At 50.9% G+C, this 15740-nt stretch carries 14 protein-coding genes; 8 read left to right on the forward strand and 6 right to left on the reverse strand.

Annotated elements, in window-relative coordinates; translation table 11 throughout:
* The 4 genes from THS27_RS27185 to THS27_RS16755 all read right to left on the reverse strand — a co-directional run.
* Positions 1 to 214: hypothetical protein (locus THS27_RS27185; protein ID WP_210402928.1), on the reverse strand; the 214-nt coding region annotated here is incomplete at its 3' end.
* A gap of 368 nt (positions 215 to 582) precedes the next feature.
* The gene (locus tag THS27_RS16745) at positions 583 to 1131 is read right to left on the reverse strand and encodes a GNAT family N-acetyltransferase (RefSeq protein WP_085592906.1); all 549 of its coding nucleotides are present in this window, start codon (positions 1129 to 1131) and stop codon (positions 583 to 585) included.
* Between the two features lie 49 nt (positions 1132 to 1180).
* Positions 1181 to 1423, reverse strand: coding sequence for an Lrp/AsnC ligand binding domain-containing protein (locus THS27_RS16750; protein ID WP_085586171.1), 243 nt, complete (start codon positions 1421 to 1423; stop codon positions 1181 to 1183).
* Between the two features lie 116 nt (positions 1424 to 1539).
* Positions 1540 to 2418 (reverse strand): MurR/RpiR family transcriptional regulator, encoded by an 879-nt coding sequence (locus THS27_RS16755; protein ID WP_085592908.1) that lies wholly within the window; start codon positions 2416 to 2418, stop codon positions 1540 to 1542.
* 578 nt (positions 2419 to 2996) lie between these two features.
* On the opposite strand from THS27_RS16755, the gene THS27_RS16760 reads away from it, so the two are divergent.
* From THS27_RS16760 to THS27_RS16790, 7 genes are all read left to right on the forward strand, one after another.
* Positions 2997 to 3503: a TRAP transporter small permease subunit gene (locus THS27_RS16760; protein ID WP_085592910.1), complete on the forward strand. Its 507-nt coding sequence runs from the start codon at positions 2997 to 2999 to the stop codon at positions 3501 to 3503.
* Entirely contained in the window at positions 3503 to 4828 is a 1326-nt protein-coding gene (locus tag THS27_RS16765; protein WP_085592912.1) for a TRAP transporter large permease subunit, read from the forward strand. The genes THS27_RS16760 and THS27_RS16765 overlap by 1 nt, the downstream gene beginning before the upstream one ends.
* A gap of 174 nt (positions 4829 to 5002) precedes the next feature.
* Positions 5003 to 6055, forward strand: coding sequence for a TRAP transporter substrate-binding protein (locus tag THS27_RS16770; protein ID WP_085592914.1), 1053 nt, complete (start codon positions 5003 to 5005; stop codon positions 6053 to 6055).
* A 268-nt stretch (positions 6056 to 6323) separates the two neighbouring features.
* Positions 6324 to 7694: a glutamine synthetase family protein gene (locus tag THS27_RS16775; RefSeq protein ID WP_085592916.1), complete on the forward strand. Its 1371-nt coding sequence runs from the start codon at positions 6324 to 6326 to the stop codon at positions 7692 to 7694.
* 104 nt (positions 7695 to 7798) lie between these two features.
* Positions 7799 to 9190, forward strand: a complete 1392-nt coding sequence (locus tag THS27_RS16780; RefSeq protein ID WP_085592918.1) for an aldehyde dehydrogenase family protein — start codon at positions 7799 to 7801, stop codon at positions 9188 to 9190.
* Positions 9191 to 9222: 32 nt separating this feature from the next.
* Positions 9223 to 10392 carry an iron-containing alcohol dehydrogenase gene (locus tag THS27_RS16785; RefSeq protein ID WP_085592920.1) on the forward strand — a complete coding sequence of 390 codons (1170 nt, stop codon included), beginning with the start codon at positions 9223 to 9225 and terminating at the stop codon, positions 10390 to 10392.
* Positions 10393 to 10432: 40 nt separating this feature from the next.
* Positions 10433 to 11293, forward strand: coding sequence for a type 1 glutamine amidotransferase (locus tag THS27_RS16790; protein WP_085592922.1), 861 nt, complete (start codon positions 10433 to 10435; stop codon positions 11291 to 11293).
* A 42-nt stretch (positions 11294 to 11335) separates the two neighbouring features.
* Here the strand turns inward: THS27_RS16790 and THS27_RS16795 are convergent, their stop codons facing one another.
* Positions 11336 to 12289 carry a PfkB family carbohydrate kinase gene (locus tag THS27_RS16795; RefSeq protein WP_085592924.1) on the reverse strand — a complete coding sequence of 318 codons (954 nt, stop codon included), beginning with the start codon at positions 12287 to 12289 and terminating at the stop codon, positions 11336 to 11338.
* Between the two features lie 227 nt (positions 12290 to 12516).
* Positions 12517 to 14112: a bifunctional UDP-sugar hydrolase/5'-nucleotidase gene (locus tag THS27_RS16800; protein ID WP_085592926.1), complete on the reverse strand. Its 1596-nt coding sequence runs from the start codon at positions 14110 to 14112 to the stop codon at positions 12517 to 12519.
* Between the two features lie 631 nt (positions 14113 to 14743).
* Here THS27_RS16800 and THS27_RS16805 point away from each other — a divergent pair.
* Entirely contained in the window at positions 14744 to 15739 is a 996-nt protein-coding gene (locus THS27_RS16805; RefSeq protein ID WP_085592928.1) for a BMP family protein, read from the forward strand.
* Position 15740 lies beyond the last annotated feature (1 nt).

Consider the following 15740-nt stretch of genomic DNA (forward strand, 5'->3'; position numbering starts at 1 on the left):
TGATCGGGCAGAAAAACGGGGCTTTCTCACGTTCCGGGATATGGGAACTGGTGCGCGGGGTGGCACCCCGGCCATTGCATTGCGAACAGCGCAGGTTTTTAAGATGCGGCCCCATTTTGAAGGTGGGGCCGTGCTTGATCAGCAGCGGCCCAAAATATAGCTTCGCCGAATATCCGCAATGAATGCAGCTGATGTTGCAATGGTCGTCATTCATCGCGAATCCATGCAGAGACGCAAGATTCCAATTGTATTCGCGCCAATCTGCCATTGGCTTACCTTTCGCTCACCTCAAATGTTCCTGTTTTGTTCTTATCTAAAGCAGGGAGGGGGTGACGTCAACTTGTTTTCAATCTGGTACACGGTTTGGTACACATTTTGGTACACATTGGGTGGTTCGATTTGAGTTAATACATTGAAATAACATGAATAATTTTTCGCCAAGTTATGCCCCCTAATCCCTCCTTGCCCGCCAGTGAAAAAGGCTCCCTTAAAGGGAGCCTTTTTTCGTTTGGGATATTCACTATTTTGGCGTTCAGGCGGCAAAACAGCCGCGCAACAGAACCTGAAATGAAACCATTTTGATTATGTCGTCTGCTGGGATTCCCATTCCCGTTTCAGTAAGGCGTATTGCATTGTGTTTTCGTAGATGGGGCTGCCGGTTTCGTCGTTTTTGAAGGACACAAAATCGATGAAATGCCCTTCTTTTCGCATCCCCAGCTTTTGGCAAAGGCTTTCCGAAGGGGTGTTTGTGTCCTCGACATAGGCATAAAGGCGTCGGGCGTTTTGTGCCGTGAAAAGATAGGTGAGAAGGGCTCTGGCAGCTTCGCTGGCAAAGCCATGTCCCTGGAAATCCGGATTGAAATTCCAGCCAATGGCAAACACGTCCTTGTCGTGCTTTTCGGCCACAGCAAAGACATCACCTATCAGTTTACCCGAGCTTTTCTCGCAGACAGCGATGTAATCGTCACTTTTGCTGCGCTTCTCAGCTTCGTCGTTGGCTTTTAAGGGGCTATCAAGCCGCAAAGACAGAAAGCAGCTTGCGGTTGGCATATGTAAATAGGCATAAAGACCATCTGCATCGTCTTTTCTGAAATTCCTCAGAATAAGACGATCTGTTTCCTGCGTTTTCATGTGGCCTCGTTCGCAGCTTTAAACCGGCCATTACGACCCGTCAGGCTGTTTAGCTGAATGCGTTAAAGGTGATGATGGTTTGGGTGTCCTTGATATTGGGCAGGGCGTGAATTTTTTCGTTCACATAGCGGCCAATATCCTGTCCGTCTTCGATATAGACTTTGACCAGTAATTCAAACGGGCCGGAAATCGAATAGACTTCGGAAACACCTTCGACCTCTTCTACCAGCGCGGCGGCGACGTCATAGGCTTTGCCAAGTTCGCATTTCACGAAAATAAAGAAGGGATGCATGGTGGCGTCTCCGCAATGGATTAAACAAGCGGCCAAGCTAGCTTGGCTGGCGCGCCGTTTCAATAATTTGTGCAGGGGCAGGGTGAATTAGGGGCAAGCAAACCTGCCGGAATTGGTTATTCGCCAATCGGGCGGCGGCGTAACCGTTCAAGATGTTCGATCCGGTCGCGAACATGATCCGGATTGGCGCGGCCAACACCTTCCAGTAATGTTTCAAGCAAAGCCATGCTTGCAGTCGCACTGTCCCAGGTTGTTGCTGTTTCGATTCTGACGGGAAAAACATGTTTGGCAAACCGGGCAATCGGGCTTAGCCACTGATCGGTAAACAAAACAACCCTGGCACCCTGGTGCGAGGCGGTTTCAGCAAAGGTAATAACATCATGCTGATAGCGCCGGACATCAAACACCAGCAAAACGTCTCGTTTGCCGATATCAAGTAAATCTTCCGTCCACTTGGTATTCTGACCGGAAACACGGCGCACATTGCCGCGCATTGAACGCAAATGCTCATAGGCATAAACCGCCAATGCCGATGAAAACCGCCCTCCCAGTACATAAACAGCGCGCTTTTGGTCGGCCAGAAGCTGAACGGCGCCTGCCAGTTCGGTGGGGGCAATATTGGTGAGTGACGAGCGGATGTTTGATGTAACCGCGTCAATCATATGATGCAGTAATTCGCCCATCGGGTGGCCGGTTGCAGCCACGGCAGCACGGGGAAGGGCGCTTCGCGTAAGGGGGGATTGCAGCCGTGCCTCCAGTTCACCGCGCAGGCGCGATTGCATTTCGGGGTAGCTTTCAAACCCCAGCTTACCTGCAAATCGAAGCACAGTTGGGGCAGAAACCCCACATCTTTCGGCAAAGGTGGCAACAGTTTCAAGGCCCGCCATCGGATAATGACCAAGCAATGCCTGCGCAAGTTTACGTTCGGAAGCCGTCAGGTCGTCCGCTTTTTGCGTGATCAGTTCGGCAACACTGGGCCGGGTGGTTTTTTCCATGGCGTCCAAATCGGTGATTCCCGTGCGGTAAAGCTGGAAAGGGCTGGTTTTGCAAGCAGCGGCAAGCGGTGGGAAGGTTCCTATAGTTCATCTTGCTCAATTTGTCACATCACCTTGGATGGAATTGTAATGAATTTTACATCAACTAACAATCTTGTCATTCAAACAGGCTTGATGTAACGTTCATTACATAGAGGCAAAAATGCCCTATGCCACCAAAGGTGGCGCGAATTAAAAATGGCTGTCTGAATTGGCAGTTGATCGCCCGGGAGGCGGCACAAACGTAACGTCCATTGTTTCGGCAATGCAGGGGTTGACGTCATATGGGATTTTGCCCGCAAGAAGATGCATTTTCCTTGCATCACTTGAATCGACCATTCTTAAGGCAGGTTGCTTTGAGAACTGGTGAATTGCGGCTTTTATCACAACCCGATAGCCCGGCCTGCAACGCATGGTAGTCATTTTGTGTTGCAGGCATGACACGCCGGTTGGCCAGCCTTGATCCAGAATCTGATGTGCCGGTTTTAAAGGGCCGGCACATAAATAGAGACCAAGACATCGGGGAATGGGATTGTACGATGCCTGAAGTGATTAAAGCTTATGTCCGGTGGGTGGACCGGATAAACCGCATTATCGGGCGGTTTGCCATGTATCTGATTTTTGCGATGCTGGCGGTTCTTTTATATTCTTCCTTTACCAAGGTTTTTCTGTTTCCTGCCCTTTGGACACTGGAAACGGCGCAGTTTTTAATGGTTGCCTATTTTTTGCTGGGTGGTGGTTATTCCATGCAGCTTGATAGCCATGTGCGCATGGATCTGTTCTACGGATCTTGGAAGCCCAGGACCCAGGCCATTGTTGATGCCATAACGATTCTGCTGCTGATTTTTTATCTGGCATTTTTGCTATATGGCGGCATTTCCTCTACCTCTTATGCGCTGCAGTATAACGAAACCAGCTATTCCAGCTGGTCGCCGCCTATGGCACCAATCAAGGTGATCATGACGTTTGGCGTGTTTATGATGTTGCTGCAGGCGATAGCGACATTCTTTCGGGATCTGGCCCGTATTCGCGGGGAGGTTCTGTAATGAGTTATGAAATGATCGCGTTGTTGATGTTTGCATCAATGATGCTGCTGTTATTGACCGGCAAGCGCGTTTTTGGCGCGATTGGTGTTGTTGCGGTTGTGTTTTCGCTCGCCCTGTGGGGCGATGGCGGGTCTGAAATGGCCTTTAGTGCCGCGATGAAGCTGATGAAGTGGTATCCGCTTCTGACCCTGCCGCTGTTTATTTACATGGGCTATATGCTGTCTGAATCGGGCATTGCCGATGATTTGTATCGTATGTTCCATGTTTGGATGGGGCCGGTGCGCGGCGGGCTTGCCATTGGCACCATTGTGTTGATGGTCGCTATTTCGGCGATGAACGGATTAAGCGTTGCCGGTATGGCGATTGGGGCCAGCATTGCCATGCCCGAATTGTTGCGGCGCGGTTATGATAAAATCATGGTCACAGGGGTTATTCAGGCGGGCAGTTCGCTGGGTATTCTGGTGCCGCCCAGTGTTGTTCTGGTGCTATATGGCATGATTGCGCGTCAGCCTGTCGGTCAGCTTTGGCTGGCGGGAGTTTTCCCCGGACTGATGATGGCAGGCCTGTTTGTATTGTATATTGCGGTGCGGTGCTGGTTAAAGCCTGAAATGGGACCGGCCCTTAGCCGTGAAGAACGTGCTGCTGTCAGCTGGTCGGAAAAGGTCAGTTTGCTGAAGGCCGGTTTGATCCCGCTGTTCATTTTCTTTTCCATGACCGGTCTGTTTTTGATGGGTTACACCTCGCTGGTCGAAAGTTCGGCCGTGGGGGCATTGGCGGCAACGCTTGCGGCAATATTCAAGCGCCGCCTGACATCCCATGTGATGGAAGAAACCCTGCGCAAAACCCTGTCCATTACCTGCATGTTCATGTGGATCATTCTTGCTGCCCTGTGTTTTGGTGCGGTGTTTGATGGCCTTGGTGCCGTGCGTGCGATCGAAAATTTCTTCGTCGATCAAATGGGGTGGGGGCCATGGCAAATCCTGATCCTGATGCAGGTATCGTTTATCATTATGGGTATGTTCCTGGATGATACGGCGATGCTGGTGATTGTTGCACCGCTTTATGTGCCATTGGTCGGCCACCTTGGTTTCGATCTGGTGTGGTATGGCGTGCTTTATACCATCACCTGCCAGATCGCCTATATGACGCCGCCTTTTGGCTATAACCTGTTTTTAATGCGGGCGATGGCTCCGCCGGAAGTTACTCTTAAAGACATTTATCAATCCATTACGCCGTTTGTGCTGATCATGGTTTTGGCCCTGGTCCTTGTGATGGCGTTTCCGCAGATCGCCTTGTGGTTACCCGGTGTCCAATACGGTCACTGATTACCCACAGATGCGCTATTGACCTGTATTTCGTGACAATCCGAACGCAGGTCCAACAAACAGAAACCATCCGAGGGACCGATACTCGAGAAACGGAGAGGGGCGGTTTCGCCGGTCTGGCGAGCCAAAATTGCGGGGAAAATCCCGCCTGTTTATTGATCAGGGAGATAAAAAATGACTTCAAGACGCGAATTTTTTAGAAAAGCAGGGTTGGCCACCGCCGCAGCCGGAACAACGGCATTTGCGGCCCCCTATGTGAAGGCGGCAAATGCGAAAATTACCTGGCGTTTGCAAACCTATGCGGGCCCGGCACTGGCGGAACATGTGATTAAACCGTCGATTGACCGGTTTAATAAAATTGCCAATGGCGAAATGGAAATTGAATTGTACCATGCCGACCAGCTGGTGCCGACGGGCGAGCTTTTTCGCGCCATGCAGCGCGGCACGATTGATGCGGTACAGTCCGATGATGATTCGATTGCCGCACCGGTTGATGTGTCGGTTTTTGGTGGTTATTTCCCGTTTGCATCACGGTACAGCCTTGATGTGCCGACCCTGTTTTACGAATACGGCCTCGATAAGATCTGGGAAGAGGCCTATGACGAAGTGGAAGGTGTCAAATGGCTTTCTGCCGGGTCGTGGGACCCATGCAACTTTGCCACGGTTGCGCCGATCAAAAGTCTGGCAGACCTTAAAGGCAAACGTATTTTTACGTTTCCAACAGCAGGTAAATTCCTGTCACGTTTTGGCGTGGTCCCGGTAACCTTGCCATGGGAAGATGTGGAAGTCGCGGTGCAAACCGGCGAGCTTGATGGCATTGCATGGTCGGGTATCACCGAGGATTACACAGTGGGCTGGGCCGATGTGACTAAATATTTCCTGACCAACAATATCTCCGGTGCATGGTGTGGTTCGTACTTTGCCAATGAAGAACGCTGGAATGAATTACCCGACCATTTAAAGGAACTGTTCCGGGCCTGTATGGACAGCTCGCATTACCACCGGCTTTACTGGTATTGGGCGGGGGAAGCCAAGCTGCGGACCCAGGGAACCAAAATGGAACTGACATCCATCCCTGATGCGGAATGGAAACAGGTTGAAGCCGAAGCGCATAAGTTCTGGGATGAAATAGCGCAGACCAGCCCTCGATGCGCCAAGGTTGTTGAAATTCTCAAGCAATATGCCGAAACCATGGAAAAGGCGGGCGCACCTTATCGCTATAGCTGATTCTGCCGTTGGTTGTCTGGCGGGATAAAGTGTTGCAGGCAGGTATTCCTTTGTAATGCCTGCCTGTTTCCCGGCTGATCGTGTGATGTTTGGCGTTGTGATTTTGACTAATTGTAATAAATTATACAAATAAATCAAATTATCGAAAAAATGATGGAATTTTGTAAAATTTGTTACAATAATATCTGTGACATCACCGCACGAAGAGGCGGAAAACCATAAAATAAAAAGATCGATCCTTGAAAAACGATCAAACAGGAGGCCGCCCATGGAGGCGAAACAGGTTAAAACTGCCGAAGATGCCCGGAAATTAATTGAAGAACGCCAGATCAAATATGTGAAGGTCGGTGTTTTTGATGTCGACGGTATTATGCGTGGCAAATACATGCATAAGGACAAGTTCCTGTCGTCGTTAAACGGTGGTTTTGGCTTTTGTGACGTGGTGTTGGGTTGGGATTCCAATGATCAGCTTTATGACAGCGCCAAATTTACCGGCTGGCATACGGCCTATCCTGATGCGCCGGTGCGCCTGTTGCCCGAAACCTGCCGTGAATTGCCGATGGAAGAAGATACCATTCTGTTTTTAGGCGAATTTGACGGCGAGGCGGAAAATGTATGTCCGCGTGCGGTGTTGCGCCGGGTCTTGAACAAGGCGGCAAATATGGGCTACCGCGCCACAGCTGCGTGCGAGTTCGAGTTTTTCCTGTTTGAAGAAACCCCGCATAGTGTGCGCGAAAAAAACTATCGTGACCTTAAAAATATCACGCCGGGCTTTTACGGCTATTCGATGTTGCGAAGCTCGGTTCATGCCGAATTTTACCGTGACCTTCTTGATCTGGGCGAGGCCATGGATTTTCCGATTGAGGGGCTGCATACTGAAACCGGCCCAGGAGTTTTGGAAGCAGCCATTGCCCATGATGATGCCCTGCGTGCCGCCGATAAGGCAGCCCTGTTTAAAACCTTTACCAAGGTTCTGGCGCAGCGATCCGAATGGATGGCGACCTTTATGGCAAAATGGTCGCCAGAGTGGCCGGGGCAGTCCGGTCATATGCATGCATCCCTGTTTGGCATAGAGGACGGAAAATCCGTTTTCTTTGACGATGCCAAGCCCCACAATATGTCCGATGAAATGCGCTGGTTTGTTGGCGGGCAGCAAAAACTGATGCCGGAATTGCTGTCGATGGTGGCTTGCACGGTAAATAGCTATTCCCGCCTTATTCCCGGTTTTTGGGCACCAACCAATGCGACATGGGGTGTTGAAAACCGAACCACGGCCTTGCGGGTGATCCCCGGTAGCAGTAAATCGCAGCGGGTGGAATATCGCATTGCGGCGGCGGATATTAACCCTTACATCGCGCTGGCGGCTTGTATTGGCTCGGGTTTGTGGGGCATTGAACATAAAATTGAACCGACTGCTGCGGTGGTTGGCAATGCTTATGAACAGGAATTTCCCGCTGAATTGACAATTCCGGCGACACTTTATGAAGCAGCCGGAAGGTTGCGCCAGTCAAAGGCAGCTAACGATTTGTTCGGGTCGAAGTTTGTTGAACATTACGCCCAGTCGCGTGAATGGGAAGAACGCGAATTTCGTAAAGCGATAACCGACTGGGAGATGCAGCGCTATTTTGAAATCATATGATTTTTGTAAAATTATCTTTTTTCAAAAGTTTGCGCTGTTTTTCTTGCATTCTACATCATCAAGAATCAACCAAGACCTCCATCTTTATTATCCTGTGAGGAATAATGTCAGAGACTTTAAGAACCATCTCGCCTGTTGATGGATCTGTTTATGTCGAACGGCCATTGGCAGACGCAACGGCAATTAATAGTGCACTTGATAAAGCGCAGGATGCCCAGCGCACATGGCGTAATGTGCCCGTTGTCGAACGGCAGGAAATCTTGCGCAAGGCTGTTACCGCGTTTGTTGGCAAAAAGGATGAAATCGCTGCCGAGATTAGTTGGCAGATGGGGCGGCCTGTTTCGCAGGCCGGGGGTGAAGTCGCCGGTTTTGAAGAACGTGCCACCTATATGATCGACATAGCACCCGAAGCCCTTGGGGATTATAACCCTGGCGAAAAAGCGGGTTTTAACCGTTTCATTCGCCGGGAGGCATTGGGTGTTGTCGCTATTATTGCGCCGTGGAATTTTCCTTATCTGACAGCTGTTAACGGGGTTATTCCGGCTTTGATGGCGGGCAATAGCGTGGTGCTTAAACATTCGCATCAAACCCCGCTTTGCGCCGAACGCTTTGCCGAGGCTTTTACCAAGGCGGGTTTGCCTGATGGTGTTTTTCAGTATCTGCACCTAAGCCATGCAGATGCCGAAAAACTGATGGGCGATCGTCGCGTCGATTTTGTTAATTTTACCGGGTCTGTTCCAGGTGGCCATGCCGTGCAACGTGCCGTGACGGGTAAGTTTATTGCAACCGGGCTGGAACTGGGTGGCAAGGACCCGGCCTATATTCGTGCGGATGTCAATCTGGATCATGCTGTCGAAAACGTTATCGACGGCGCGTTTTTTAATACGGGGCAGTCCTGCTGCGGGATCGAGCGCATTTATGTGCATGAAAGCCATTTTGACGCGTTTGCCGACAAAGCAGCCGATTTGGTTTCGCAATATCGATTGGGTAGCCCGATTGATACGAACACCAATCTGGGGCCGATGGTGCGGGCCAGTTCGGCCGATTTTGTGCGGGGCCAAATTGCCGATGCCATTGCAGCAGGGGCAAAGCCATTGATTGATCCCGCCAAATTTACCGCCAACGCAGAAGGCTCCCCTTATTTGGCCCCGCAGGTTTTAATCAACGTTGATCATTCGATGCGGGTGATGAGCGAGGAAAGTTTTGGTCCGGTTGTTGGCATCATGAAAGTTGCTTCGGATGAAGAAGCGATCAAACTGATGAATGATAGTGAATTTGGCCTGACAGCATCGATCTGGACGGCTGACGAGGAAGCTGCATTACGCATTGGTGATCAACTTGAAACCGGTACCGTGTTTATGAACCGGGCAGATTATCTTGACCCGGCACTGGCATGGGTTGGGGTTAAAAATTCGGGCCGGGGCTGTACCTTGTCGAAAATCGGCTATGAAAGCCTGACCCGCCCGAAAAGTTTTCACTTGCGGACCAAAATTTAAGGATGGGCGCAAGCGCGCCAAAGGAAATGATCATGAGCAAACAGATTACCGGAAACTGGAATTATCCGACCCCCGTGCGTTTTGGGCCGGGCCGAATTGCTGAACTGGCTGATGCCTGCAAGGCATTGGGAATGACCAAACCGCTGCTGATTACCGATGAAGGCCTGAAAGACTTGCCGATGGTACGCAATGCCATTGCCGCAAACGAGGAAGCCGGAGTACCAACAGGCCTGTTTGCCGGCGTAAAAGGAAATCCGGTTGGTAAAAATGTTGACGACGGTTTGGCGGTTTACCGCGCAGGTAACCATGATGGTGTGATTGCATTTGGCGGTGGATCGGGGCTGGATGCGGCCAAGGCCGTGGCATTGATGGCCGGGCAGACCCGCCCGATGTGGGATTTTGAAGATGTGGGTGACAATTGGACCCGTGCTGATCCTGATGGAATAGCACCGATTGTCGCCGTGCCAACCACTTCGGGTACCGGGTCGGAAGTGGGGCGTGCCAGTGTTATTACCAACGAGGATACCCACGAAAAGAAAATCATTTTCCACCCTAAAATGCTGCCCGGCATTGTTATTTCCGACCCGGAGCTGACCGTTGGTTTGCCAGCACATATAACCGCAGCCACCGGGGTAGATGCCTTTGTGCATTGTTTTGAAGCCTTTTGTGCGCCGGGATATCACCCGATGGCAGATGGCATTGCCCTGGAAGGCATGCGTCTGATCGCTGAAGCCCTGCCGCGTGCCTATGATAACGGCGATGATATCGAGGCACGGGCCGATATGCTGGCCGCTGCATCGATGGGGGCAACGGCCTTTCAAAAAGGACTGGGCGGTGTTCATGCGCTGGCACACCCGATCGGGGCTGTTTTTGATACTCATCATGGCCTGACCAACGCTATTTTAATGCCCTATGTCATGCGGGCCAACCGCAAGGCCATCGATGATAAAATGGTGGTTTTGGGCCGGATGCTGAACACTGCAGCACCTGGCTTTGAAAGCATGTTTGACTGGGTTCTGGGGTTCCGGTCGCGGCTTGGTATTGTCAATACCCTGCGTGAAATTGGCGTTGATGTTGACCGTGCCGATGAAATCGCGACCAAGGCCAAGGCGGATCCGTCTGACGGTGGTAACCCGATTGATTTATCGGTGGCGGATTACGCAGCGATATATCGTCGTGCCTGTGCTGGTGAATTGGGCTGATTAACTACAGACCGGAATTTTCGGGATCGGGGAACATGTAATGGCCTTACAAATACTGATTGTTGATGGCAACCTGGCAGCAGTTAACCAGCTTAATAAATCGCTGGGCGGGTCGCCGTCAGGCGAAGGTTATGTAAGCGCCTTGCAATCGCTTGATCCCGAAATTGACGCGACCATTGTCCACCCGGCTGATGATGGGCCGAATTGTTTGCCTGCCGGTGTCACCTTCACCGATTTTGATGGCATTGCCTGGACGGGATCGGCCTTGAATGCCTATTCGGACGAAATTGCTGTGACCAACCAGCTACCGCTGGCACGCGCCTGTGTTGAATCGGGAGTGCCGGTTTTCGGCAGTTGCTGGGGTATGCAAATTGTGGCCCAGGCCTTTGGTGGAACGGTGCAACCTTGTAAAAAAGGCCGCGAAATTGGCATCGGGCGTGAAATATTGCTGAACGAGGCGGGGATGAAACATCCGTTATTTTCCGGACGTCCCGCCTGTTATAGTGCCATGACGGTGCATATGGACGAAGTGTCACAGGTGCCCGACGGCGCGGTCATTTTGGCCGCAAATCGCCATTCTGCTATTCAGGCGTTCGTATTTGAAACATCTCAGTATCGTTTTTGGGGTGTGCAATATCACCCGGAATATTCATTGGCTGAACTGGCCGCCATTTTTCGCCGTTACGGACAACGCCTGATCGACGCTGGATTATTTAAGAACCAGCAGGCCCTGGATGAAATGGCCGCAGACTGGTTTACCTTGCATGAAACACCGACCCGAACAGACCTCGCATGGCGTTACGGCGTTGGTGAAGATGTTTTAAAGGCGCCTTCACGATTGATCGAATTACAAAACTGGCTGGAGTATCTTGTGCGCCCCTATCATCGGAGCCGGAGATAACGGCCAATAATGGGGGCATCAGGGCTGTTTCATGGCCTGATCTTACGATGGTTGCATCTGTTTAACGGCTGTTTGTGCGCGTTCCTGCACGGTTTTTAAATCCAGGTCCCACACGGTGGTGCCGTGTGTTTCTGCTGTCAGATTGGCCATTGCCAGACCTTGGGCAACAGCGCCATCAAATTCAGTGCGATTAGTCGCGATTGCGGCGGCAAAGCCGGCAAAAAAGGCATCGCCCGCACCATTGGCGTCGACAAGCTGTGTCGGTAGTGGTGCCCAGAAAGATGTTTCCCCTTTATTTAAAGCGACAATGCCCTGAGCACCGAGGGTGATGATAATCCGGGGCGCGCCTTTGGCATGTAATTTCCGAGCTGCGCGCAAAGCTTCGTCGACATTGGTAACGGTTTGATCGGTTAAAATTTCACTTTCAATCCGGTTGGTAATTAACAGATCAATATCCCCAACGATTTCTTTCCATCGCTGTGCCTTGGAGGGGGAAACTGTTGCCGCACATAATGGAACACTGCCTTTGTTGCGGCTTAGCCATGCCAGTGTATCGCTTGGCAAATTGGCGTCTGCTATCCACCAATCCCATTTTTTTAGCTGGGGCAGGCGGCTTTGAAAATGCGCAGGCGTTAATTTATCGTAGGTCTCGGCATCTATCAGGCCCAGTGCCAAATCTCCTGCCATATCAAGAATGGCCGTATAACCGGGGGTGTGCTGGCCCGGCAGGCGGTCCAGAAGCCGGGTATCAACGCCAATTTCCGATAGCGACTGAACGATTTGGGTGCCGTCGCCATCCCGGCCCACGGCACCGGCCATGCCAACATTGCATCCCAAAAGCCGTAAATGAACGGCAATGTTGCGCCCAACACCCCCCGGTTTGCGATGCAATGTTTTAACCGGGTTGGATGCCCCGGCTACAAAAGGGTTCAGGCATTGCATGGTTCTGTCAAAATGGGCAGCGCCCAGACACAGGATGTTGGCAGACAGGGACATGTGGGGCGTCTTTGAAACGGGGTTATGAAAATGCGCGGAGGCAGGCCGGTGTCGAAAGTCACATACAGGACTGATTGATAGTTATCTGTTTGCGTGCTGGCAAGGAAAAGGCCAACACCGCCCAGCCCTTATCCCATCCTTGTAACAATAAAACGGGGAGGCCGTAATTGGCCACCCCGTCATTTATTGATTAGCGGTTTCGGTATCTGTGTCAGTGAAACTGAATGCTATTTCATGATGATGCGGTCATGTGTTGTTGGTGCCATTGGCGAATTTGCACCTATAAATTCGGCAACAGCCTGTTCCAGGTTGGGACCATAATCATAGGCGTCGATGCCATTATCGCGAAATATGCTATAGCCATCGCCACCACGACGCATGAAATCGTTTGAAACGACACCATATTGCCGATCTGGGTTGATCGCGGTGTAGGTACCATTTTCCTTTACCATCACGTTCGACACGCGTTTGCCATCGCCTGCAGCAAGGTCTAGCTCAAATTTCAACCCGGCAATTTGCGGAAACTGGCCTTTACCATCGGCAACACCTGAAACACCGTGCTCAAGAGCCGCGATCATGTCCTTGCCAGAAAGTTTGAAGGTTGCCAGCGTGTTTTGAAATGGCAAAACTGTCATGACTTCACCCATATCAACCTTTCCGGCATCAATGCTGGCGCGAATACCGCCACCGTTTTGCACAGCTATTTGATAATCATCGCCAGCTTTCCACAGCATGGCATCGGCTATAAGGTCGCCCATGGCGCATTCCTTTGCCCGGCAACTTTCGCGTGATCCGTCGGCGGAGGTGCTAAATTCGCCGACAGTTTGGTTGCGAATGGCATCGACCGGGCCACGTTTGGCCTCAATCGCAGCCAATACATCTGGTGCCTGTTTTATGCTGCTATCAAGTGCGATCGGGTTGCCGTCCCATTTAACCGGTGTGCCATTATCGTCAAAGGTTACCTTCAAATCGCCGAGATAGCGGCTATAGGCATAGGCTTGAACAATTAGTACAGGATCGCCATTCGGGGTATGCTCGACCACCGGGTAGGGATAATTGGCATCTTTGGCGGTGTTGGAAAATAACTGGTTATCATGACCGCCAACAATAACGTCAATACCGTCGACCTGTTTGGCAATTGCAAAATCACGATAGGACCCGTCATGGCCGACAACGATGATTTTGTTAATTCCTTCAAGTTTCAGTTTGGCAACGGCAATGCGAAGTGCTTCCTCGGACTTCATAAATGTCACGTCAGGGCCGATGGAGCTGATTTCAGGTGTTTCTTCGGTTGTCAGGCCAATGATGCCAATTTTTTGTCCGCCAACGCTCAGTATTTTATAGGCTTTCACCTTTTCATGTAACGGAGATCCCGGACCGGCAACCAGATTTGAAGACAAAACCGGTGTTTTATTGTTTTCAATAAAGCGGACCAGGTTTTCGGGGCCGTCATCAAATTCGTGGTTGCCAATGGCCATGGCATCGTAGCCAGCCATAGCCATTAATTCGGCGGTGAAGTCGCCTTTATAGGTGGTGTAAAAGAGTGACCCCTGAAACTGATCGCCGCCGTCAAGCAACACAACATTGTCGCCTTTGGCGCGGATATCGCGGATTGCCGTTACAAGGCGGGCATATCCGCCAAAACATTTTCCTTCGGCTTCGTCGGCCGCATCGCAGGTATTGTTATATTTCGTGACTGATTCTACCCGGTCGTGAACGTCATTTGTGTGTAAAATTCGCAGTTGATAATCAGCAAAAGAAGGTACACTGCCAAGTGTAATCATTGAACAGGCTGCCAGCAGGCCCAATGTCATCTGTTTCATTTGTTTGCTCCGGTCAAATCGCGAAAACATCTATTAAAAATTCGGTCTTTGATATGGTAGCCAGGCGCACGCCAATGTCGACTGAAACTATGGTTACGGCATGCATGGTTTTGGGTGTGGACGCACCGGAGATCAAAACTTGTGGTTATGGCGACTGTCGGAAAGATGGCAGGGTATCTTCATGGTCTCGAAAACCGGTATTTTGGCGAGTCTAAAAAGAATCGACCCGTTGTTTATGAGATGGCAGTGGCGTTAACGCGGTGTGGGTTGTGACTTTTTCGGACAACTATCAGTCAAAGGCCGGGTAAATTTCTTGAATTTTATTTTAGTGCCTATTAAACGGGCAATGTAAGGGAAATCACTGATAGGGCAGGGTAAAGCGAACATGTTTCGAAGGCGGTTCTGACCAAACGGACAGCTTTTATACCTGATAATGTTCCTCGCCTATTTACACAGGCCCATATTTTGTAGTTACCATATGGTGTCCGTATCCGGTTTTAGGGGAAAGGCGCATTCAGACCCGAATAATTCATAAAAAGGTACGGGCACAATTTTTCGATGAGGGAGTTCCGCCGTCAAGGGCAGTGGCGGGAATGAAAATAAGACAATCAAACAACAGAAGGGCATCGGAATGAAAAAGCTTCTGACCACAATGGTCGCGGCTGTCGCGTGCTATGCAACGGTAGCTTCGGCTGCTGAAATCAAGCCGGCGGTTGTTTATGATCTGGGTGGAAAATTCGACCGTTCATTTAATCAGAGCGCCCATATGGGGGCCGAAAAATATAAAGAAGATACCGGCACCGCGTATCGCGATTTTGAAATCCAGAACGATTCCCAACGCGAACAGGCCATGCGTAACTTTGCGCGCCGCGGTATGAACCCGATTGTTGTTATCGGTTTCTCGCAGGCAAGCGCCCTTGAAAAAGTTGCGGCTGAATTTCCGGATACCAATTTTGCGATTGTTGACTCGGTTGTCGATCTGCCGAATGTCCAGTCGATCCTGTTCAAGGAACAGGAAGGTTCGTTTCTGGTTGGCGTGTTAGCGGCAATGGCTTCCAAAACGCACAAGGTCGGTTTTGTTGGCGGGATGGATATTCCGTTGATCCATAAATTTTCCTGCGGTTATGCCCAGGGCGTTAAATATGCCAATGCCGACACCGAAGTTTTCCAGAACATGACCGGTACGACCGGTGCGGCCTGGAATGACCCGGTAAAGGGTGGTGAATTGGCCAAATCGCAGTTCGATCGGGGTGCGGACGTTATTTATCATGCGGCTGGTGGCACTGGCGTTGGTGTGCTTCAGGCGGCGGCTGATGCCGGCAAACTTGGTATTGGTGTGGATTCAAACCAGAATGCATTGCACCCGGGTTCGGTTTTGACCTCGATGCTCAAGCGTGTTGACGTTGCCGTTTATCAGGCATTTGACGATGCTGCGAATGGCAAGTGGCATTCGGGTACCAGCGTTCTGGGCCTTAAGGATGGCGGCGTTGACTGGGCTCTCGACGAAAATAACGAGAAGCTGATCACCGACGACATGAAAGCCGCCGTTGCCAAGGCGAAAGAAGAAATCATCGACGGCTCGCTGAAGGTTCATGATTACATGACTGACAGCGCTTGCCCGATGTAAG

This window comes from Thalassospira sp. MCCC 1A01428, assembly GCF_002115825.1.
GTDB lineage: Bacteria > Pseudomonadota > Alphaproteobacteria > Rhodospirillales > Thalassospiraceae > Thalassospira.

Bases quoted from the DNA above. Each gene is read 5' to 3' on its own strand.
- THS27_RS16745 (WP_085592906.1), bottom strand. From the start codon at position 1,131: ATGAAAACGCAGGAAACAGATCGTCTTATTCTGAGGAATTTCAGAAAA.
- THS27_RS16765 (WP_085592912.1), top strand. From the start codon at position 3,503: ATGAGTTATGAAATGATCGCGTTGTTGATGTTTGCATCAATGATGCTG.
- THS27_RS16785 (WP_085592920.1), top strand. From the start codon at position 9,223: ATGAGCAAACAGATTACCGGAAACTGGAATTATCCGACCCCCGTGCGT.
- THS27_RS16775 (WP_085592916.1), top strand. From the start codon at position 6,324: ATGGAGGCGAAACAGGTTAAAACTGCCGAAGATGCCCGGAAATTAATT.
- THS27_RS16770 (WP_085592914.1), top strand. From the start codon at position 5,003: ATGACTTCAAGACGCGAATTTTTTAGAAAAGCAGGGTTGGCCACCGCC.
- THS27_RS16790 (WP_085592922.1), top strand. From the start codon at position 10,433: ATGGCCTTACAAATACTGATTGTTGATGGCAACCTGGCAGCAGTTAAC.
- THS27_RS16795 (WP_085592924.1), bottom strand. From the start codon at position 12,289: ATGTCCCTGTCTGCCAACATCCTGTGTCTGGGCGCTGCCCATTTTGAC.
- THS27_RS16805 (WP_085592928.1), top strand. From the start codon at position 14,744: ATGAAAAAGCTTCTGACCACAATGGTCGCGGCTGTCGCGTGCTATGCA.
- THS27_RS16750 (WP_085586171.1), bottom strand. From the start codon at position 1,423: ATGCATCCCTTCTTTATTTTCGTGAAATGCGAACTTGGCAAAGCCTAT.
- THS27_RS16760 (WP_085592910.1), top strand. From the start codon at position 2,997: ATGCCTGAAGTGATTAAAGCTTATGTCCGGTGGGTGGACCGGATAAAC.
- THS27_RS16755 (WP_085592908.1), bottom strand. From the start codon at position 2,418: ATGGAAAAAACCACCCGGCCCAGTGTTGCCGAACTGATCACGCAAAAA.
- THS27_RS16800 (WP_085592926.1), bottom strand. From the start codon at position 14,112: ATGAAACAGATGACATTGGGCCTGCTGGCAGCCTGTTCAATGATTACA.
- THS27_RS16780 (WP_085592918.1), top strand. From the start codon at position 7,799: ATGTCAGAGACTTTAAGAACCATCTCGCCTGTTGATGGATCTGTTTAT.